The sequence below is a fragment of the Allobosea sp. GW822-FHT03F07 genome (assembly GCF_058801345.1).
This window is the reverse complement of sequence record NZ_JBXAND010000001.1, coordinates 548,562-566,671: the sequence shown is the minus strand read 5'-3', so window position 1 is coordinate 566,671 and position 18,110 is coordinate 548,562. Positions and strand designations below refer to the sequence as shown.

Genomic DNA, 18,110 nt, shown 5'->3' with positions numbered 1-18,110 from the left:
GTCGCCATGATCCGCGGCTTTGCCGCAAATTCAAGGCCCCGACCAGCTCGGCGCGGAGGTCGCCGCGAACGCGCTCCGGCGAGTCGGCTGGCGTGGCGGTCGAGAACCGGAGCGGAGCGGACTTCCGTCCGTGAGCACCGGAAGCGCAGACCGTCGCGTCAGACGGCCGCCGCAGCGGGCTTCGCGGCGGCCTCTGAATGTGCCGTCGGACCGCCGAGATGCAGCACCGCGTCGAGCAGCGTCTTCGCATAGTCCGTCTGCGGCCGGCTGAACAGTTCGAGGCTCTCGCCCTGCTCGACGATCCGGCCGTTCTGCATCACCACGGTGCGCTCGCACATCATCCTGACGACGTTGAGATCGTGGCTGACGAAGAGCAGCGCCAGATCGTCCTCGCGCCGGAGCCGGTCGAGCAGCTGCAGGATCACGGCCTGGACGGAAACATCGAGCGCCGCCGTCGGCTCGTCCAGGATAAGCAGCCGCGGCCGGCAGGCGATCGCCCGCGCGATGCCGACGCGCGCCTTCTGCCCGCCGGAGAGCTGATGCGGGAAACGCTCCAGCAGCGCGCTCGGCAGGCCGGCGCGCTCGGCGCATTCGCTGACGCGGGCGGCGAGCGCCGCGCCCTCCTTCATGCCGAGCAGGCGCCGCAGCGGATGGGCGATGCAGTCGAAGGCATTGAAGCGCGGGTTGAGGCTGTCGGTCGGGTCCTGGAAGACGATCTGGATGTCCTTGCGCAGCGGCGAGCGGTGGAAATCGCGCGCCGGCAGCGTCCCGATCGCCTGCCCGTCGAACAGGATCTCCCCCTCGCTGGCGTCGATCAGCCGGCAGACCAGCCGCGAGATCGTGCTCTTGCCCGAACCGGATTCGCCGACGAGGCCGAGGCTTTCGCCGGCCCGGATCGCGAAGGAGACATCGTTCACCGCGATGACGCCGCGGTCATAGCGCTTCACCAGGTTCTGCACCTCGAGCAGCAGTGGCGTTCCCGCAGCGGGCTTTTGCCTCGCCTTCCCCGAGCCCTCATCCTGAGGAGAAGCCGCAGGCTTCGTCTCGAAGGATGTTCCATGAGGCTCCAAGATCACTGGAGCATCCTTCGAGACGGCCGCAGACGCGGCCTCCTCAGGATGAAGGCTGAGGTTCTCCGGCGCCAGATCCGCGATCGTCGAGGTCGCCGTCGGCGAGGCCGCCACGAGCCGGCGCGTATAGGCGTGCTGCGGCGCGCTGAACAGCGAAAGCGGCTGCGCCTCCTCGACGACCTGGCCCTGCTCCATCACGCAAACGCGCTGGCAGTAGCGCGAGGCCAGGCCGAGATCGTGGGTTATCAGGATCATCGCCATGTTACGCTCGGCGGTGATCTTCGCCAGGAGGTCCATCACCGTCTTCTGGGTGGTGACGTCGAGCCCCGTCGTCGGCTCGTCGGCGATCAGCAGCTTCGGCTCGCAGGCGATCGCCATCGCGATCATGACGCGCTGGCACATGCCGCCCGATAGCTCGTGCGGATAGGCGTCGAGCCGCTTCTCGGGATCGCGGATCAGCACCGCCTTGAGCAGCGCGAGCGCCCGCGCCCGGCCCTCGCCCGCCGAGATGCCCTCATGCGCGCCGATCGCATCGGCGATCTGCTGGCCGACGGTACGGATCGGGTTCAGCGCCCCGCGCGGGTTCTGGAAGATCATCGAGATCGCCGCGCCGTGCAGCCGGCGCAGCTGTTTCGACGAAGCCCGCGTGATCTCCTCGCCGCCGAAGCGGATGCTGCCCCGGCTGACCTTGCCGGAGGCGTCGAGCAATCGCGTCACCGCGAAGGCCGTCACCGACTTGCCCGAACCGCTCTCGCCGACGACGCCGAGCGTTTCGCCGGCTGCGACCGAGAACGATACGCCGCGCACGGCCTCCACCAGCCCGCGTCGGGTCGAGAAGGTGACGTGCAGATCGTCGATCGCGAGCAGCGGCCCATCCTCAGCATTGGTCATGCGCGTCACGTCCGCATCCGCGGGTCGAGGATGTCGCGCAGACCGTCGCCGAGCAGATTGAAGCACAGCACGGTCAGCATCAGCGCCAGTCCCGGAAAGGCTACGAGCCACCATTTGCCGGTCGAGATGAAGCGCGCGCCTTCCGCGACCATGATCCCCCATTCCGGAGTCGGCGCGGAGACGCCGAGCCCGATGAAGGACAAGCCCGCCGCGTTCAGGATCGCCCAGCCGAGATTGAGCGAGACCTGCACCGCCATCGCCGGCAGCACGTTCGGCAGCAGGAAGCGCAGGACCACCGAGACATGGCTGTCGCCGCTCGCGCGAGCAGCTTCCACCCACCCCGCATTGCGCCGGACGTTCACCTCGGCCCGCGCGAAGCGGATGTAGAACGGCAGGTTGATGATGGCGGTCGCGATCACGATGTTCTCGACCCGGTTGCCCAGCGCCGCGACCATCGCCATGGCGAGCACGAACAGCGGGAACGCCATCAGCACGTCGACGAAGCGCCCGACATAGCGGTCGAGCCGGCCGCCGGCATAGCCGCAGAGCGCGCCGACCACCGCGCCGACCACGAAGGACAGCGTCACGGCGGAGGCCGCGATGGCGAGGTCGAGCCTCGCTGCAACAATCAACCGGCTGAACACGTCCCGGCCGAGCTGGTCGGTTCCGGCCCAGTATGTCGCGCTCGGCGGCTGCAGCGCATTGGGCACGTCGGATGCGATCGGATCGAACGGCACGATCGACGGCCCGATGATCGCCAGCAGGCAAAGCAGGAAAGCGCCGGCTGCTGCGACCGCCGTGACCGGGTTGCCGCGCAGGATCCAGGCGGTGTGGCGAAGCGTGGCGGAGGTCATTCCACCGACACCCGCGGATCGGCGATGCCGTAGAGCACGTCCACGGTCAGGTTCACGACGACGAAAATTGACGCCATCAGCAAGACGAAGCCCTGCACCGGCGCGTAGTCGGATGCCAGCAGCGCATCGAGCGCGTAGGAGGCGACGCCCGGCCAGGAGAACACCTTCTCGACCAGCACATTCGCGCCGAGCATGGTCGAGAACACGATGCCGGCGATGGTCAGCACCGGCAGCAGCGCGTTTCGGAGCGCATAGGTGACGATCACCTTGCGCGGCGGCAGCCCGAGCGAGCGCGCCGTGCGCACGAAATCGCTGCCGAGCGAGGCCAGCATCGCCGCGCGCGTGATGCGCGCCAGCGGCGCCACGACGAACAGTGCCATGGTGAAGGCCGGCAGCACGAGCTGCGAGGCCGCCGCGCGCCAGCCCTCCCAGTCCCCGGCCAGCGCGAAATCGATCAGCAGGAAGCCCGTCACCAGCGGCGGCTGCGAGGTGAAGATGTCGACGCGCCCCGTCGGATCGGGTGCGATGCCGAGCAGGTAATAGAAGGCGTAGATCAGCAAGAGCCCCGAGACGAAGGTCGGCACGCAGACGCCGAGCGCGCATATGAAGCGCACGACATGGTCGATCCAGGAGCCCTGCCGCAACGCCGCCGCGACGCCCAGCGGAACCGCCGTCAGCAGCGCGATCAGCAGCGCAGAGAAGGTCAGCTCCAGCGAGGCCGGCAGGCGCGATTTGAGGTCGGCGAGCACCGGCTGCCCCGTGGTCAGCGAGCGGCCGAGATTGCCCGAGCCGATATCGCCGAGATAGCGCACGAGCTGCTCCGGAACCGGCTTGTCCAGCCCCATCTGCTTGCGGATCATCTCGATCTCCTCCTTGCCGGCGCTGGGGCCGGAGGCGAAGAAAACCGCCGGATCGCCCGGCAGCACCCGCATCAGCAGGAAGGTGAAGACGAGCACGCCGAACAGGGCCGGCAGCGACGAGGCGAAGCGCCAGCCGGCCCGTTTGGCGGTGGTGGAGAGTTGCGACATTCTTCAGGACATCCAGTCCGTCATGCTCGCCCTTGTGGCGAGCATCCACGTCTTTGGCATAGCGCCCGACGTCCGAAGACGTGGATGGTCGGGACAAGCCCGACCATGACGAACCAGCATCGCGCCGCGCCTCACTTCCGGCTGAGGTCGCGGAAATCGATCTGCCGGTGGAACTGGTAGACATAGCCGTCGATCGACGAGGCCATCACCGCGTCCTGCGCCGGCTGCCAGAGTGGGATCTGCGGCATCAGCTCGAAATGCCGGGTGTTCAGATCCTTGCCATAGGCGGCGTACTTGGCCATGTCCGGCTCGAAGCGGGCGGCCTGCGCCCATTCCGTGATCTTGGCGTCGTTCAGCGAGGAATAGTTCCAGCGGATCGGGCCGATGTAGAAGTTGCGGTAGAAGTAATCCATCGAGGGCAGCCAGGCGACGATGCCCTCGGTGAAGAACGGCACCTTCTTCTCGTTGATCAGCGTCGACATCTGCGCGTCCGGCAGCTTCTGGATCTCGACCTTGATGCCGATCTTGGCGAGCGCCTCCTTCAGCAGCGCCGCCATCGGCTCGGCCGTGCCGGCTTGCCCGACATTGAACGAGAAGGTCGTCGAGAAGCCGTCCGGGAAACCGGCGGCCGTCAGCAGCTTCTTGGCCTCGGCCAGATCGGTCTTCAGCGGCTGCGGGATCGGGAAAGTCGCGCCGGTCGGCGCCTTGCCGTCGGCCCAGTTCGCGCCATAGAGCGGCGCGCCGCGCCCGAACAGCGCCGCCTTGAACATGTCGTCATAGGGCAGCGCATAGGCGATCGCCTTGCGCACCTCGAGCTTGTCGAAGGGCGCCATCTGGTTGTTGAACGAGACGAAGGTGATCGAGTTGTACTGAGGCGTCGAGATGACCTTGAGCTTGCCCTTCTTCTCGAGGTCGGCCGCGTCGGTCGCCTGCAGATCGATGACGATGTCGGCATCGCCCTTCTCGACCAGGTTGGCGCGGGTTGCGGCCTCCGGAATCGTCTGGGTGATGATGCGCTTGAAGGCAGCCGGCTTCTCGGCCGAGCCGCGGTTCCAGTCCGGGTTGCGGCGCAGGATCGTCGTCTCGCCCGGCTTGTAGCTCTCGATGATATAGGCGCCGGAACCGGCGGTGTTCTCCTTCAGCCAGGCCAGCGCCCAGGGGTCTTCCGCCGTCGCCTTCGACTTGGCGAGCTTGGAGTTGAAGATCACCGGATAGACCACGGCGAGATTGGCGAGCGCGAGCTTGTCGGGCTTGGGCAGGGTCACCTCGAAGGTGTGAGGATCGACGACCTTGAACTGGTCGGCCGATGTCAGCGAGCCCGTCAGGAGCTGGCCCTTGCCGAGCACGTTCGCGGTGACGGCGCGGTCGAGCGACCACTTGACGTCCTCGGCCGTGACGGGAGTGCCGTCGTGGAACTTGGCGTCCTTGCGCAGCTTGAAGGTGATCTTCAGCCCGTCGGGACTGACGGTGTAGCTCTCGGCCAGCTCCGGCTTGAAGTTGTCGAGATCGAAGACCCATTTGCCGTCGAGCTGCTTCTTGCCGAAGGAGAGCAGGCGGTCGTAGGTCAGCAGCGACAGGCCGAAGGCTTCGCGGGTCGAGCCCGGGATGTTGGGGTCGAGCGTGTTGATCGCTGCGCCGGTGACATGGCGCAGCGTCTCGGCGCGGGTCTGCGCCAGCGCCGGCAGCGCCGTGGACATCAGGAGCGCCGCCGCGAGGCAGGCCGTGCGCACGATGGTCATGAATGTCCCCTCATTATTCTTGAACGCGATCGACAGGTTGGTTCCGAACGGAACAGGATGCAAGCGCGGTGCCATGCACTACGCTCTCAGGCGACGCTGGCGGGCGGCCGAACCACCGCCTGCGGCTCGTCATACGCCTGGAACTCCTCCCAGAGCCGCTCGACATCGGCGCGGAACAGCCCGCGCGTCAGGCCGGAGACGAGCCTCGGCACGGCCGTCGTCATCGCATTGATCGAGGAGCCAGAGGCGCCGAAGCTCATCGTCGAGGCGATGCTGAACAGATGGATGTCGGCGATCCAGGGCGTCGCGCCGGCCACGCGCTCGCTTAGCGCGTAATCGTCCGCGAGATAGGGGAAGCGGCCGAGTCGGTCGTTGCGCTCAGGCGCTGGCGGCGTATAGCGATCGGCCCATGAGGCGATGTTGCGGGCGAAGCGCGACAGCTCCTGCCGCGTCGAGAGATCGATCTCGATACCACTCGCGCAGATCACGAAATCGACGTCGACCGAGCCCGCCGGCGTCGCCAGCTCCGCCCCGCCGGCCCCGTCGACGGCGCTCAGCACCGGCGCGCCGAGATGCAGTTTGAAGGCATCGTGGATCGCGCAGCGGTCATAGGTCGCCTGCGGGAAACCCTCGCGCAGCGCCATGATCGCACTCATGAAGCGCCAGCGCCAGGCGTCGTCGAGATCGCCGAGATGGCGCAGGAAGCCGCGGAAGGTCAGCCAGCGATAGGGCTGCACCACCTGCGCCTGCGGCCGGCGGCAGAGCAGATGCACGCTCGCCGCCCCCGCTTCGAGCGCGGTCGCGGCATTGTCGAAGGCCGAGGCGCCGGCGCCGATCACGGCGACGCGCTTGCCCGCAAGCGCCGCGAAATCGATCGGTTCCGCGCAGTGCGCCCGCCGCGACGCCGGCAACGCCGCGATCGGCGCCGGCAAGCTCCAGTCGCCCATGCTCTCCTGCCCGGTCGCCAGCACCAGCTTGCGGGCATGCAACGTCTCCTTGCGCCCGCCGCTGCGCACGGTCACCGCGAGCAATCCATCTGCCGGAGCGATGTCGATCACCTCGGCCTCGTTGCGGACGGGGATGCCGACGACATGGCGGAACCAGTCGAGGTAGTCGGCCCAGTGCCGCCGGTCGATCAAGCCGAGCCGGTCCCAGCTTTCGACGCCGAATTTCGCCTCGTGCCAGGACTGGTAGGTGAGGCTCGGCATGTCGAGATCGGGGCCGGTGAAGTCCTTCGGGCTGCGCAGCGTGTGCATCCGCGCATAGGATCGCCACGGCCCTTCCTGCCCGGCTGGGGCCTTGTCGAGCACGAGGATGTTGTCGACCCGCGAGCGCAACAGCCCGAAGGCCGTGGCGAGACCGGACTGGCCGCCACCGACGATGATGACGTCGTGAGCCGGCTTGCCGTCCGGCGCCATGACGGGCTTCAGCCAGGTTGCACGCGGATGCGCGGTACGGTCGAGATCGGCCGCGATGCGGCTTTCGAGAACGGACAGGCCATCATGTTTCATGGCCTGTCCCGATGCAGCGTTCATGCCGACAATCTCCCCCACCCCTGCCTCTTGCCCGATCGCTCAGGCCGCCAGCCAGCCGCCATCGACCACCAGCGTCGTCCCCGTGCTGAAGGAGGAGGCAGCGCTGGCGAGATAGAGGGCTGCCTGCGCGACCTCCTCCGCCCGCCCGAAGCGCTTCATCGCGTGGCGGTTGCGCGAGGCCTCGCGCACGGGCTCCGGATCGGCATGGCGGGCGAAGCTCCGGCGCAGCATCGGCGTATCGATCGCACCGGGCGCGATCGCGTTCACGCGGATACCGTCGCCGACATAGTCGAGCGCCATCGTCCGCGTCAGACTGAGGATCGCGCCCTTGGCGGCGATATAGGCGCTGTTGCCGCGCCCGCCGGCGAGCGCGAGCTGCGAGGCGAAGGTCACGATCGAACCACCGCCGCGCGCCTGCATCAGCGGGATCGCGGCCCGCGCGAACAGGAAGGTCCCGCCGACATTGGCGCGGAACACGGCATCCCAGTCCTCCGGCGCCGTCGTCGTCACCGTGCCACCGCAGGAAAAGCCCGCCGCCGTCACCAGCACGTCGAGGCCACCGAAGCGCGTGGCGCAGGCTTGCGTGACGGCATCCGCAAAGCCGGGCAGCCCGACATCGCCGCTCTCGGTCAGCGCCTCGCCGCCGGCAGCCGCGATCTGCGCCGATGTTTCGGCGAGCCCCGCCTCATCGCGGTCCACGAGAGCCAGGCGTGCGCCCTCCTGCGCGAAGAGCAGCGCGATCGCCTGCCCGATCCCCGATCCAGCGCCGGTCACGAGCGCGACCTTCCCCTCGAGCCTCATCGTCCGGTCTCCAAGTTCTGTCCAAGCCCCAAGTTCTGTCCAAGTCCCGAGTCCTGTCCAAGCCCCATGTCCTGTCCATGCGCCCGCCACCAGGCCGCGAGCAGGTCGGCCGAATCCAGCCCCTCCGTCTGGGCGCACCAGCCGAGATCATCCGCTATCCGTTCGACGACGAGCGGCACCCGGTCGGATGGGCCATGAAAATCGATCGTCGCCGCCTCGCCGGGCCCGGCCAGCCGGCAAATGAAGCCCGGAAAGGACGCGGCCAGCCGCTGGCCCCAGTCCAGCATGCTGAAACGGCGGCCGGTCGAGACGTTGTAGACGCCGTGGCCGAGCCGGGGCGCTCCCGCCACCGCCAGCACGGCATCGGCGACATCCGGCGCGTAGATCCAGTCGCGCAGGCCCGCGCGCGGCAGGATCGCGGCCTTACCTGCCGCAGCGGCCGCCAGGATCTGGCAATGCGGGGAGAGCGTGTCGCGCACCCCGGTCGCGTGCTCCCAGGGGCCGAAGACGCCGCTGAGCCGCAGGCTCACCAGATCGATGCCCCAGAGATCGCCGAGCCGCGCCCCGACCCGCTCGCTCGCCCATTTGGTGATGGCATAGAGCCCGACCGGATCGCCCGGCGTGTCCTCGGCGAGTTCGTCGACCCGCTCGCCGGCTGCGCCATAGGCGGCAGCCGAACTGAGATTGATCACCCTGCGCACGCCCGCCGCCCGCGCCGCTACAAGGATCGGCACCTGCGCCAGCAGGTTGACCTGCAGGATCGCCGCCGGCATCTGCGCGTCCCGCTCGCGCCCGGCCGTGATCGCAGCCCCCATGATCACGACGTCGGTGCCGGGCTGCACGACCGCCGCGACCGCGTCGGCATCGGTGACATCCCCGATCCGCGGCTCGAATCGCCCGGACAATCCTGCGAAGGCGCGGAGCGTCGCCTCCGGCATGGCGGAGCGGTCGAACGCCACGACGTCGTGTCCCGCCGCGAGCATCGCCTCTGCGATGTTGAGACCGACGAAGCCGGCGCCGCCGAAGATCAGGATTTTCACGGGAGAGACACCTCGTCGCAGGGGCGGGTTCAAGCGAACTAAGGGCGTCGCTGTCGCGTCGGCAAGCCCGGAACCTGCGGGGGCGCCTGCGGTTTCGGCAGGGCCGGAAGGATTGCGCGCGGACCGCCCATGGTCTAGGCGTCCCCCATCATCCTCCGGACCCGCTGTTCGCCTGCCGCGCGATCCCCGCGACGCGCCTTCGCGGCCACGCCGAGCGGCGCCGGTTCCGCATTCCCCAAAGGAGCCCATCATGGCCCGCAAGAAATCAAAACCGCTCGATGCCGAATTCGTGATGTTCGACGTCGTCTATGTCGACGGCTCGCGCCGCTCCAACCGGCGTGTGCCGAGCGCCATCCTCGGCGGCCTGGACGGTGACGAGCCGGCCCGCGACGCCATCATGGAGCAGGACCGCGCCATCGCCGAGAAATCCGGCATGCCGCCGCTCGAGATCGCCAGCATCGAGCGCTCCGGAAAGCCCCCCGAAAAGCCCGCGCGAAAGGGCTGAATGGGCGCCGGCCGCGGAAACCGATTGACGTAGTATTGCAGCAACTTCGCACACGCATTTAACCCAAATCACGCTGTTTTGCTTGACCTCCCATGGCTCCTGCATTTTAGTCCCGAGCAGCCATTGGGAGGCTGCAAAAAGGGACCAAAAATGCGTACCATTCTGATTGTCGGGGCTATGGCGGCCATGCTTGCCGGCTGCCAGACTGCGCAGGAATCGCTCGCTGACGCCGAAGTCACCTGCGAGGCGCAGGGCTTCCGCCCCGGCACTCGCGCCTATCAGCAGTGCCGCTCCGCGAACTATGTCGAGAACCGCCGCGCCTCGAACGAGGCCAGCAGCGCCGTTGCGGCCGGCGTCGCGGCCGGCGTCGTCGGTGGCGCGATCGCTGCCTCGGCCAATCGCGGCTATTATCGTCGCGGCTATTACGGCGGCTATTGGTGGTGAAATCGGGAGGGGCCGCAACATGATGTCGCGGCCTTCCCCAGTCTAGAACAGACCCTGCCGCAGCGATGCGGCAGGGTTTTTATTTGGGCTTTGCTGCGTCGGCCGGAAGCACCCGGCCGTTCGCGTCAGCGCTTGGCCGTGCGCTTTCGGGCCGGCGCCGGCTCGCTGGCTCCGGCCGAGGACAGCAGCGAGCCGAGCACATAGATCGCGATGCCGACGCCCAGCAGCGCCGCGATCGGCTCGCGCTCGGCGCGCCTGACGATCATCCGCCCGCCATGGTCGGCGTAGTCCCGCGCCTGGCTGGCATAGTCGCGCACCTGCTCGCGAGCCACGCCACTATTGCTGCGCAGCCACTTCTCGCCGCTCTTGAGCGCATTCTCCCCGGCCTGCGCCGCATCGCTTCCATAGTTCTGCAACATGCGGCTCCAGCGCCCGTAATCCGGCTCATACCGCTCGAAGCGCGAAGAGGACGATCCCCGAAGGCCAGCCCAGGCGATCAGCCCGACGCTGAGCGCGCCGAGCCCGAACGCCGCCAGTGGATGGCGCACCACGGCCTCTCTGACCGCTTCGCCGCTCTCGCGGGCGAGCTCTGTCGGGTCGGTTTCCGTAATCGCATCCCTGGCCCGGTAATAGCTGTCGCGGACCGTTTCCGTCGCCTTCTCGGCCAGATTGGAAGCCTTGGCGCGCACCGTGCCGGCAGTGCTCTCGATATCGTCGCGGATCTCGTCCCGATCTTTTGGAACGTCGGGCGGAAAGGTGTTCATGGTCGCCATCGCGGTGTCTCCATTGTGCGGACGCGGTCGGATGCATCGGGCTCATCGCCGGCGCCATCGGCCGGCTGGCAATGCGAGCGCCTGGACAGTGAACGAGGCACCGGCGCGAGAGTTCCGGCCGGAACCGAGAAAGCTGCCGTCCGGCGCAAACGGAAACATTCCGGCCGTTAAAACGCCGCCACCGGTCATCACAAGGCCAAGATTGAATGCGACCTCTCCGACCGACCCACTCGTTCGCGATAAGGAGACGCTCATGGAAGCCCAGCACCTCCTGATCCAGCATCCCTGCGTGATGTCGGACCCCGAATGGATCGCCCTCGAAAGCATCGAGGAACAGACCAACCATTTCGTCTTCGATGTCTCGATGCTCCACGTCCTGAAGGGCCGGGGCCTCGTCGAGGCGACCGGGGAGCGCTGGCGCATCACCGAGCGGGGCCAGCGCCGGTTGCACGAGCGCGACATCTGATCCGGCTCCATCGCTTTTGCGCCTTGCCGGCCGGCCGCGTTCCATCGCGCCGGCCGGTTTCGTTTGGGCCGCCAATGGCCGGCATCCGGTCGCCGCGCCGATCGGCGGCCTCCCGGAGCGGCCTCCTTCTGGAAATCGGCCGCCACCGACACCATTCTGAGCGAGCAGACATTTCGGATTTCCGCGCAGGGAGCGCCATGGCCAAGCCCGTCAGCATCACCGTCTCCCATGATCTCGGCCGCGAGGGCGCGCTGACGCGCCTGCGCGAGGGCATCGACCGCATTCGCGACCGGCTCGGCATGGTGAAGATGCAGCTCGTCGAGGAGCGCTGGGAGGGCGACAGCCTGCATTTCGGCGTCGCCGCTCTCGGCTACACCGTGCGCGGCCGGCTCGATGTCGAGCAGGCGCTGGTGCGCATCGAGGTGATGCTGCCCTGGGTGCTCGCCGTCTTCGCCGAGAAGCTGAAGATCGGCGTCGAGAAGCAGGGCCAGATCCTGCTCGAAAAACCCAAGGCCTGACGGCCGCCTGCGGACGGTCCTTCCGCGGGGCTGGCGACCAGCGCCGGTCCCCGGCGCAATAGCGCCCGGTGCGACAGCCCGGCGGTTGAAATCACCCGGCGCAGCCAGCATGGTCGGCCGCGCCCCATTCCTGGCCTTTCGTCGCACATCCTTCCGGGAGACCCATGCATCACGGCCCGCTGATCGCCATCCTCGTCGCGGGCCTCGGCCTTGCTTTCGTCTTTGGGGCCCTTGCCCAGAAACTCCGCATCTCACCGCTGGTCGGCTATCTCGTCGCCGGCGTCGCCGTCGGGCCCTTCACGCCGGGTTTCGTCGCCGACCAGAACCTCGCCAACGAACTCGCCGAAATCGGCGTCATCCTGCTGATGTTCGGCGTCGGCCTGCATTTTTCGCTGAAGGACCTGCTTTCGGTGAAGGCGATCGCGGTTCCCGGCGCCATCGTTCAGATCGGCGTCGCGACGCTGCTCGGCATGGGGCTCGGCCTGCTGCTGGGCTGGAGCTGGGTCGCCGGCCTCGTCTTCGGCCTGGCGCTCTCGGTCGCCAGCACCGTGGTGCTGCTGCGCGCCCTGCAGGAGCGCCGGCTCGTCCAGAGCGAGAAGGGCAAGATCGCGGTCGGCTGGCTGATCGTCGAGGACCTCGCCATGGTCCTCGCCTTGGTGATGATCCCGGCGGTGGCGGATGCGCTGAACGGCTCGCGGCCAGGTGTGCCCACACCGCTGGCGGGGCAGTTCGATCTCGGCCTCTGGGGCGTTCTCGGCTTCACGCTGATGAAGGTCGTCGCCTTCATGGCGTTTATGCTCGTCGTCGGGCGGCGCGTCATCCCCTGGGTGCTGCACTGGGTGGCCCATACCGGCTCGCGCGAACTGTTCCGCCTCGCCGTGCTGGCGGTGGCGCTCGGCGTCGCCTTCATCGCGGCGACCCTGTTCGGCGTCTCCTTCGCGCTCGGCGCCTTCTTCGCCGGCATGATCCTGAGCGAATCCCCGCTCAGCCAGCGAGCGGCCGAGGAATCGCTGCCCCTGCGCGACGCCTTCGCGGTGCTGTTCTTCGTCTCGGTCGGCATGCTGTTCGACCCGGCGATCCTGCTGCGCGCCCCCGGCCCGCTGCTGGCGACGCTGGCGATCATCCTCCTCGGCAAGTCGCTCGCCGCCTGGCTGATCGTGCGGGCCTTCGGCCGTTCGAACGGCGTCGCCCTGACGATCTCGGCCTCGCTCGCCCAGATCGGCGAGTTCTCCTTCATCCTGGCGGGGCTCGGCGTCTCGCTGGCGATCCTGCCGGCGCAGGGGCGCGACCTGATCCTTGCCGGCGCGATCCTGTCGATCCTGCTCAACCCCGTGCTGTTCGCGCTGGTCGACCGTTTCGGCGGCGAGGCCGGTCCGGCGAAGCCCAAGTCCGGCCCGACACAATCGAGCCCGGCCGAGCCCGAGCCGGAAGCGAAGCCCGATCTCGACATCGTCCCGACCGAACTCGAAGATCACATGGTCGTCGTCGGCTATGGCCGCGTCGGCGCGCTGCTCGGCGCCGGCCTGCTGGCGCGCGGCGAGAAGGTTCTGGTCATCGAGGAGCAGGGGGACGCGGTCGAAGCCGCGAAACGCGACGGCGCCGAACTGCTGCTCGGCAACGCAGCCGACCCTGCCGTGCTGGCCGCGGCGGGGCTCGACCGCGCCAAGCGGCTCTTCGTCGCCATCCCCCAGAGCTTCGAGGCCGGCCAGGTCTGCGAGCAGGCCCGTCGCGACAATCCGGCCCTGCCGATCGTCGCCCGCGCCCATTCCGACGCGGAGGTGGCGCATCTGACCAAATGCGGCGCGACGCTGACGATCATGGGCGAGGCCGAGATCGCCCGCGCCATGCTGGCGCTCTGCGCCGCCCCGGAACCGCCGCCGGCGGAGCCACCGGCTCAGCCGCAGCCGGCCTGATAGATCGATTCACGAAGAACCGCACCGTCATCCCGGATGCAGCGAAGCGGAACTCCGGGATCCATCGTAGAGAGTGCGCTTTACGATGGATCCCGGAGCTGCGCGGCTTCGCCGCTTGTCCGGGATGACGGCGTGATTCCACGCCAAACGAGCTCAAGCCAGTTCGAACCTGATGTCCTGCGCGCCTTCCCAGAGCGTCTTGCGCCCGAGCGCGTAGAGGTTCTCCAGACCCGACGTCAGGGTGAGGAAGTGGTTGCCCGAGAGCACGCCCGCCTTGCTGGCGAACTGCACGCCGCCATAGGCAAGCAGGATCTCGGTCTCGCTGACGCCGCCCGGATACAGGATGATGTGGCCCGGAGCCGGATAGGCCGTGTTGTTCTCATAGCCGACACCGAAATCGAGATCGCCGAGCGGCACCCAGACGCCCTCGCCGCTCCAGCGCACATGCACGATCTTGCTGGTGAACGGCATGTGGCGAAGGAAGGAGGCGCAGGTCTTCGGCGCGGCCTCGCGCTCCAGTTTGGCCCCGAAGGTGAAGGGGCCCGCGGTGACGATGAGGTCGGACATGGAACGGCAGTCTCTCGGTTCGGTGTTGCATCGAATGTGGAACAGCGAGGCCTGCGCCCATGCTTGTGACGTTCGGCCGTCGTAAACCTCTACGAGAACGCCGCCTTCAGGTCGAGCGTCCCGACCTTTCCGATCGCCTCGTAGTTGCGCTTCAGCCAGCGCCGCGCCGCCGCGCGGCCAATGTCGCGCAGCCGCAGCAGGAAATCCCAGTCGGCGTTCAGCCGCGAAGACGACGTCATCTCCGCCAGCGGCGGGCCGCCGTCGATCCGGTGCATCAGGACGCGCTTGTACTCGTCCTTGGGCAGCTTGCCGCCGTCGATCAGGCGGTTGACGAAGTCGATGGCGCGCAATTCGCGCAGCAGCGAGGCGTTGAAGGTGATCTCGTTCAGCCGGTCCTGGATGTCGCGCGCCTTGGTCGGCAGCTCCTTGCGCAGCAGCGGGTTGATCTGGACCAGCAGGATGTCGTCGCCCGCCGCCTGGTAGAAGAGCGGAAACAGCGCCGGATTGCCCATATAGCCGCCGTCCCAGTAAGCCTCCCCGCCGATCTCGACCGCCTGGAACAGCATCGGCAGGCAGGCCGAGGCCATCAGGTGATCGGCCGTCATCTCCGGACCGTTGAAGACCCTGATCTTGCCGGTGCGGACATTGGTCGCCGCGATGAAGAGCTTCACCGCGGTGCAGGCCCTGACCTTGTCGAAATCGATCAGGTCGGCGATCACCCCGCGCAACGGATTGATGTTGAGCGGGTTGATGTCGTAGGGGCTCGCCACCTTCGAGAACATCTCAAACCAGATCATGCCCGGCGGCACGCCGTTGGAACCGCCCCAGGCGCCCAGCAGGGTGTCGATCAGCGAGCGCTCGGAGCCACCATATTTGCCGTCGACGCTGATCGACCGCCAGAAGGTCTCGAGCTTGGTGCGCGCGCCCTCGGCGCCACCCTCGATCCAGCCCTCGCTCAGCACCACCGCGTTCATCGCACCGGCGCTCGTGCCCGACAGCGCCTCGATGGCGAGCCGGCCATCCTCGAGGATCGCGTCGAGGACGCCCCAGGTGAAGGCGCCATGCGCGCCGCCGCCCTGGAGCGCCAGCGAGACCGACTTCTCCGCCTTCGGCCCGGCGAGACCGACGATCGACTGCGTCGCCTTCTTGCGGCCGGTCACGCGGCGGTCCAGCCGCCATCCATCGGCAGCGTCGCGCCGGTGATCGACTTCGCCGCATCGGTGCAGAGGAACACGGCCAGCGCCGCGACCTGATCGACCGTGACGAACTCCTTGGTCGGCTGCGCATCCAGCAGCACGTCGTTGATGACCTGCTCCTTGGTCAGCCCGCGCGCCTTCATGGTGTCGGGGATCTGCTTCTCGACCAGGGGCGTCCAGACATAGCCCGGCGCGATGGCATTCACCGTGATGCCCTTGGTCGCGACTTCCAGCGCCACCGTCTTGGTCAGGCCGGCGATCCCGTGCTTGGCGGCGACATAGGCCGATTTGAAGGGCGAGGCGACGAAGGCATGCGCGGAGGCCGTGTTGATGATCCGGCCCCAGCCCTTCGCCTTCATCTTCGGCAGCGCGGCGCGCGTCGTGTGGAAGGCCGAGGACAGGTTGATAGCGATGATCTGGTCCCATTTCGCGATCGGGAACTCGTCGATCGGGGAAACGAACTGGATGCCCGCATTGTTAATGAGGATATCGACCGCCCCGAAGGCGTCTTCGGCCTGCGCGATGAAGCCTGCAATTTCCTCGGGCTTGGTCATGTCGGCACCGGAGAACAGCACCTTCACGCTGAATTCGCTGGCGAGGTCGGAGCGGAGCTTTTCCGCCTCATCGGGGGGCATGATGCCGTTGATCACGAGATGGGCGCCTTCCTTGGCGAGCGCCCTTGCATAGGCGAGCCCGATGCCGGAGGTGGAACCCGTGATGACGGCCGCGCGATCTTTGAGAAACATTGGCTTCAAGGCTCCTGACAATCGGTAGGAAAATGCTTAGGTTCGGGCCGAACAAGGCAATGTCGCCAGGACAGGACAGTCAAGACAGGACCGTCTGGACAGGATAGCCCGCACGTTGCCCGATGACCCCTTGCAACGCAACATGACGAAAATGCAGCCACACGCCCATCCTCATGGCGACCATACGCACGACGACCATGCGCATGCCGACCACCGCGCCTCGCATGACGGGCGCCTCCCGCAGGGCGAAGAAGGCTGCCGTCACGCGCATGACCACCGCGCCCATGCCGCCGAGGCCTTGGCCCGGGCCGAACGCATCTGCCGCGAGCGCGGCCTGCGCCTGACCCCGATCCGAGCCAAGGCGCTCGAAGCACTCCATGCCGATCATCGCCCGGTCGGCGCCTATGATCTGGCCGACCGCATCTCGCCGCCCAGTGGGCGTCGTCTGGCGCCCATCTCGATCTATCGTGCGCTCGATTTCCTGGTCGAACAGGGCTTCGTCCACCGCCTCTCCTCGCGCAATGCCTATGTCGCCTGCCTGCATGGCCATGGCGCGGGCGAGGTCGTGGCCTTCCTGATCTGCGAGGTCTGCGGCGGCGTCGACGAGGATTCATCGCCCGCGATGAAGAAGGCCGTCGCGGCGATCGCCCAGACCAGGCAGTTCTCCCCGTCGCATCAGGTGGTCGAGATCGTCGGCCGCTGCGAGCATTGCCGGGAGAGCCGGGCATGAACGAGCGGGCCTTTCCCTGCCTGAGCGCCGAGCATTCCGGTCCGCAGGCGCGTCATCTGACCGTCCCGGTGATGGTCGGCAACGTCGCGGTCGGCGGCGGCGCGCCGATCGTCGTCCAGTCCATGACCAATACCGACACGGCCGACATCGCCGGCACGGTGGCACAGGTCGCGGCGCTGGCGCGGCAGGGCTCCGAGCTGGTCCGCATCACCGTCGATCGCGACGAGGCGGCCGCGGCCGTGCCAAAGATCCGCGAGAGGCTCGACCGCGTCGGCATCGACGTGCCGCTGATCGGCGACTTCCATTATATCGGCCACAAGCTTCTGGCCGATCATCCCGCCTGCGCCGAAGCCCTGGCGAAATACCGCATCAACCCCGGCAATGTCGGCTTCAAGGACAAGAAGGACCGCCAGTTCGGCCAGATCGTCGAGCTCGCGATCCGTCATGGCAAGGCGGTGCGCATCGGCGCCAACTGGGGCTCGCTCGACCAGGAACTGCTGACCGCGCTAATGGACGAGAACGCCCGCCAGCCGCGCCCGCTCGACGCCCGCGCCATCATGCGCGAGGCGATGGTCCAGTCGGCCCTGCTCTCGGCCGTGCGCGCCGAGGAGATCGGGCTCGGCAAGGACAGGATCATCCTCTCGGCCAAGGTCTCCGGCGTGCAGGACCTGATCACCGTCTACCGCATGCTGGCGAGCCGCTCCGACTATGCCATCCATCTCGGCCTCACCGAGGCCGGCATGGGCTCCAAGGGCATCGTCGCCTCCTCGGCGGCGCTCGGCATCCTCTTGCAGGAAGGGATCGGCGACACGATCCGCTTCTCGCTGACGCCCGAACCCGGCGGCGACCGCACGCTCGAGGTCAAGGCGGCGCAGGAACTGCTCCAGACCATGGGCTTCCGCGCCTTCGTGCCGCAGGTCGCGGCCTGCCCCGGCTGCGGCCGCACCACCTCGACCGTCTTCCAGGAGCTGGCGCGCGATATCCAGACTTGGATTGCCGACTCCATGCCCGACTGGAAGACGCGCTATCCCGGCGTCGAGAGCCTCAATGTCGCGGTGATGGGCTGCATCGTGAACGGCCCGGGCGAATCCAAGCACGCCGATATCGGCATTTCCCTGCCCGGCACGGGCGAGGAACCGACGGCGCCGGTCTTCGTCGACGGCAAGAAGGTCCGGACGCTGCGCGGCGCAGGCATCGCCGACGACTTCAAGGTCATGGTCGATGATTATGTGGCGCAGCGTTACGGTGGACAGGCCAGTGCGGCGGAATGATCCAGCCCGCCCGGCATCGACTG

At 67.8% G+C, this 18,110-nt stretch carries 18 protein-coding genes; 7 read left to right on the top strand and 11 right to left on the bottom strand.

The annotated features are described in order from the left end of the window. Nucleotides 1-158: 158 nt before the first annotated feature. The 7 genes from nikE to AC1RMY_RS02675 form a co-directional block, all read right to left on the bottom strand. Nucleotides 159-1,961 (bottom strand): nickel ABC transporter ATP-binding protein NikE, encoded by a 1,803-nt coding sequence (nikE, locus tag AC1RMY_RS02705; RefSeq protein WP_492862396.1) that lies wholly within the window; start codon nt 1,959-1,961, stop codon nt 159-161. A 5-nt stretch (nt 1,962-1,966) separates the two neighbouring features. After that, a complete protein-coding gene (locus AC1RMY_RS02700) occupies nt 1,967-2,815 on the bottom strand; it encodes an ABC transporter permease (protein ID WP_492862395.1) in 849 nt (282 codons plus the stop codon). After that, complete coding sequence (locus AC1RMY_RS02695; RefSeq protein WP_492862394.1) at nt 2,812-3,843, bottom strand: ABC transporter permease; 1,032 nt, start codon at nt 3,841-3,843, stop codon at nt 2,812-2,814. Before AC1RMY_RS02695 ends, AC1RMY_RS02700 begins: the two co-directional genes overlap by 4 nt. Before the next feature lie 131 nt (nt 3,844-3,974). After that, entirely contained in the window at nt 3,975-5,582 is a 1,608-nt protein-coding gene (locus AC1RMY_RS02690; protein WP_492862393.1) for an ABC transporter substrate-binding protein, read from the bottom strand. Between the two features lie 86 nt (nt 5,583-5,668). Continuing rightward, entirely contained in the window at nt 5,669-7,117 is a 1,449-nt protein-coding gene (locus AC1RMY_RS02685) for an NAD(P)-binding domain-containing protein (RefSeq protein ID WP_492862392.1), read from the bottom strand. A 39-nt stretch (nt 7,118-7,156) separates the two neighbouring features. Beyond that, nucleotides 7,157-7,918, bottom strand: coding sequence for an SDR family oxidoreductase (locus AC1RMY_RS02680; RefSeq protein ID WP_492862391.1), 762 nt, complete (start codon nt 7,916-7,918; stop codon nt 7,157-7,159). Further along, nucleotides 7,915-8,958: an NAD-dependent epimerase/dehydratase family protein gene (locus AC1RMY_RS02675; RefSeq protein WP_492862390.1), complete on the bottom strand. Its 1,044-nt coding sequence runs from the start codon at nt 8,956-8,958 to the stop codon at nt 7,915-7,917. Before AC1RMY_RS02675 ends, AC1RMY_RS02680 begins: the two co-directional genes overlap by 4 nt. 250 nt (nt 8,959-9,208) lie before the next feature. On the opposite strand from AC1RMY_RS02675, the gene AC1RMY_RS02670 reads away from it, so the two are divergent. Together AC1RMY_RS02670 and AC1RMY_RS02665 are read left to right on the top strand one after the other, a co-directional pair. Beyond that, nucleotides 9,209-9,463, top strand: coding sequence for a hypothetical protein (locus AC1RMY_RS02670; protein WP_492862389.1), 255 nt, complete (start codon nt 9,209-9,211; stop codon nt 9,461-9,463). A gap of 150 nt (nt 9,464-9,613) precedes the next feature. Further along, the gene (locus AC1RMY_RS02665; RefSeq protein WP_492862388.1) at nt 9,614-9,907 is read left to right on the top strand and encodes a hypothetical protein; all 294 of its coding nucleotides are present in this window, start codon (nt 9,614-9,616) and stop codon (nt 9,905-9,907) included. A 125-nt stretch (nt 9,908-10,032) separates the two neighbouring features. On the opposite strand, the gene AC1RMY_RS02660 is transcribed toward AC1RMY_RS02665, so the two are convergent. Then, on the bottom strand, nt 10,033-10,680 hold the full coding sequence (locus AC1RMY_RS02660; RefSeq protein WP_492862387.1) for a hypothetical protein: 648 nt from the start codon (nt 10,678-10,680) through the stop codon (nt 10,033-10,035). 253 nt (nt 10,681-10,933) lie between these two features. Between AC1RMY_RS02660 and AC1RMY_RS02655 the strand changes: the two genes are divergently transcribed. From AC1RMY_RS02655 to ybaL, 3 genes are all read left to right on the top strand, one after another. Continuing rightward, entirely contained in the window at nt 10,934-11,146 is a 213-nt protein-coding gene (locus AC1RMY_RS02655) for a hypothetical protein (protein ID WP_492862386.1), read from the top strand. A 197-nt stretch (nt 11,147-11,343) separates the two neighbouring features. Further along, entirely contained in the window at nt 11,344-11,664 is a 321-nt protein-coding gene (locus AC1RMY_RS02650) for a polyhydroxyalkanoic acid system family protein (protein WP_492862385.1), read from the top strand. Between the two features lie 164 nt (nt 11,665-11,828). Beyond that, complete coding sequence (gene ybaL, locus AC1RMY_RS02645; RefSeq protein ID WP_492862384.1) at nt 11,829-13,577, top strand: YbaL family putative K(+) efflux transporter; 1,749 nt, start codon at nt 11,829-11,831, stop codon at nt 13,575-13,577. A 153-nt stretch (nt 13,578-13,730) separates the two neighbouring features. Here ybaL and AC1RMY_RS02640 read toward each other — a convergent pair whose 3' ends face one another. The 3 genes from AC1RMY_RS02640 to AC1RMY_RS02630 all read right to left on the bottom strand — a co-directional run bounded on the left by AC1RMY_RS02640 (nt 13,731) and on the right by AC1RMY_RS02630 (nt 16,086). Further along, nucleotides 13,731-14,144 carry a DUF3830 family protein gene (locus AC1RMY_RS02640; RefSeq protein ID WP_492862383.1) on the bottom strand — a complete coding sequence of 138 codons (414 nt, stop codon included), beginning with the start codon at nt 14,142-14,144 and terminating at the stop codon, nt 13,731-13,733. An 89-nt stretch (nt 14,145-14,233) separates the two neighbouring features. Continuing rightward, nucleotides 14,234-15,304, bottom strand: a complete 1,071-nt coding sequence (locus AC1RMY_RS02635) for a patatin-like phospholipase family protein (RefSeq protein ID WP_492862382.1) — start codon at nt 15,302-15,304, stop codon at nt 14,234-14,236. Beyond that, the gene (locus AC1RMY_RS02630) at nt 15,301-16,086 is read right to left on the bottom strand and encodes a 3-hydroxybutyrate dehydrogenase (RefSeq protein WP_492862381.1); all 786 of its coding nucleotides are present in this window, start codon (nt 16,084-16,086) and stop codon (nt 15,301-15,303) included. Before AC1RMY_RS02630 ends, AC1RMY_RS02635 begins: the two co-directional genes overlap by 4 nt. A gap of 142 nt (nt 16,087-16,228) precedes the next feature. Between AC1RMY_RS02630 and AC1RMY_RS02625 the strand changes: the two genes are divergently transcribed. Together AC1RMY_RS02625 and ispG are read left to right on the top strand one after the other, a co-directional pair. Then, a complete protein-coding gene (locus AC1RMY_RS02625) occupies nt 16,229-16,816 on the top strand; it encodes a transcriptional repressor (protein ID WP_492862380.1) in 588 nt (195 codons plus the stop codon). Then, on the top strand, nt 16,813-18,087 hold the full coding sequence (ispG, locus tag AC1RMY_RS02620) for a flavodoxin-dependent (E)-4-hydroxy-3-methylbut-2-enyl-diphosphate synthase (protein ID WP_492862379.1): 1,275 nt from the start codon (nt 16,813-16,815) through the stop codon (nt 18,085-18,087). The genes AC1RMY_RS02625 and ispG overlap by 4 nt, the downstream gene beginning before the upstream one ends. The last annotated feature ends 23 nt before the right edge of the window (nt 18,088-18,110 follow it).

What these genes read in the sequence shown, in the direction of transcription:
- nikE (WP_492862396.1), bottom strand. Translation starts at nt 1,961, where the DNA reads ATGACCAATGCTGAGGATGGGCCGCTGCTCGCGATCGACGATCTGCAC.
- AC1RMY_RS02700 (WP_492862395.1), bottom strand. Translation starts at nt 2,815, where the DNA reads ATGACCTCCGCCACGCTTCGCCACACCGCCTGGATCCTGCGCGGCAAC.
- AC1RMY_RS02695 (WP_492862394.1), bottom strand. Translation starts at nt 3,843, where the DNA reads ATGTCGCAACTCTCCACCACCGCCAAACGGGCCGGCTGGCGCTTCGCC.
- AC1RMY_RS02690 (WP_492862393.1), bottom strand. Translation starts at nt 5,582, where the DNA reads ATGACCATCGTGCGCACGGCCTGCCTCGCGGCGGCGCTCCTGATGTCC.
- AC1RMY_RS02685 (WP_492862392.1), bottom strand. Translation starts at nt 7,117, where the DNA reads ATGAACGCTGCATCGGGACAGGCCATGAAACATGATGGCCTGTCCGTT.
- AC1RMY_RS02680 (WP_492862391.1), bottom strand. Translation starts at nt 7,918, where the DNA reads ATGAGGCTCGAGGGGAAGGTCGCGCTCGTGACCGGCGCTGGATCGGGG.
- AC1RMY_RS02670 (WP_492862389.1), top strand. Translation starts at nt 9,209, where the DNA reads ATGGCCCGCAAGAAATCAAAACCGCTCGATGCCGAATTCGTGATGTTC.
- AC1RMY_RS02665 (WP_492862388.1), top strand. Translation starts at nt 9,614, where the DNA reads ATGCGTACCATTCTGATTGTCGGGGCTATGGCGGCCATGCTTGCCGGC.
- AC1RMY_RS02660 (WP_492862387.1), bottom strand. Translation starts at nt 10,680, where the DNA reads ATGGCGACCATGAACACCTTTCCGCCCGACGTTCCAAAAGATCGGGAC.
- AC1RMY_RS02655 (WP_492862386.1), top strand. Translation starts at nt 10,934, where the DNA reads ATGGAAGCCCAGCACCTCCTGATCCAGCATCCCTGCGTGATGTCGGAC.
- AC1RMY_RS02650 (WP_492862385.1), top strand. Translation starts at nt 11,344, where the DNA reads ATGGCCAAGCCCGTCAGCATCACCGTCTCCCATGATCTCGGCCGCGAG.
- ybaL (WP_492862384.1), top strand. Translation starts at nt 11,829, where the DNA reads ATGCATCACGGCCCGCTGATCGCCATCCTCGTCGCGGGCCTCGGCCTT.
- AC1RMY_RS02640 (WP_492862383.1), bottom strand. Translation starts at nt 14,144, where the DNA reads ATGTCCGACCTCATCGTCACCGCGGGCCCCTTCACCTTCGGGGCCAAA.
- AC1RMY_RS02630 (WP_492862381.1), bottom strand. Translation starts at nt 16,086, where the DNA reads ATGTTTCTCAAAGATCGCGCGGCCGTCATCACGGGTTCCACCTCCGGC.
- AC1RMY_RS02625 (WP_492862380.1), top strand. Translation starts at nt 16,229, where the DNA reads ATGACGAAAATGCAGCCACACGCCCATCCTCATGGCGACCATACGCAC.
- ispG (WP_492862379.1), top strand. Translation starts at nt 16,813, where the DNA reads ATGAACGAGCGGGCCTTTCCCTGCCTGAGCGCCGAGCATTCCGGTCCG.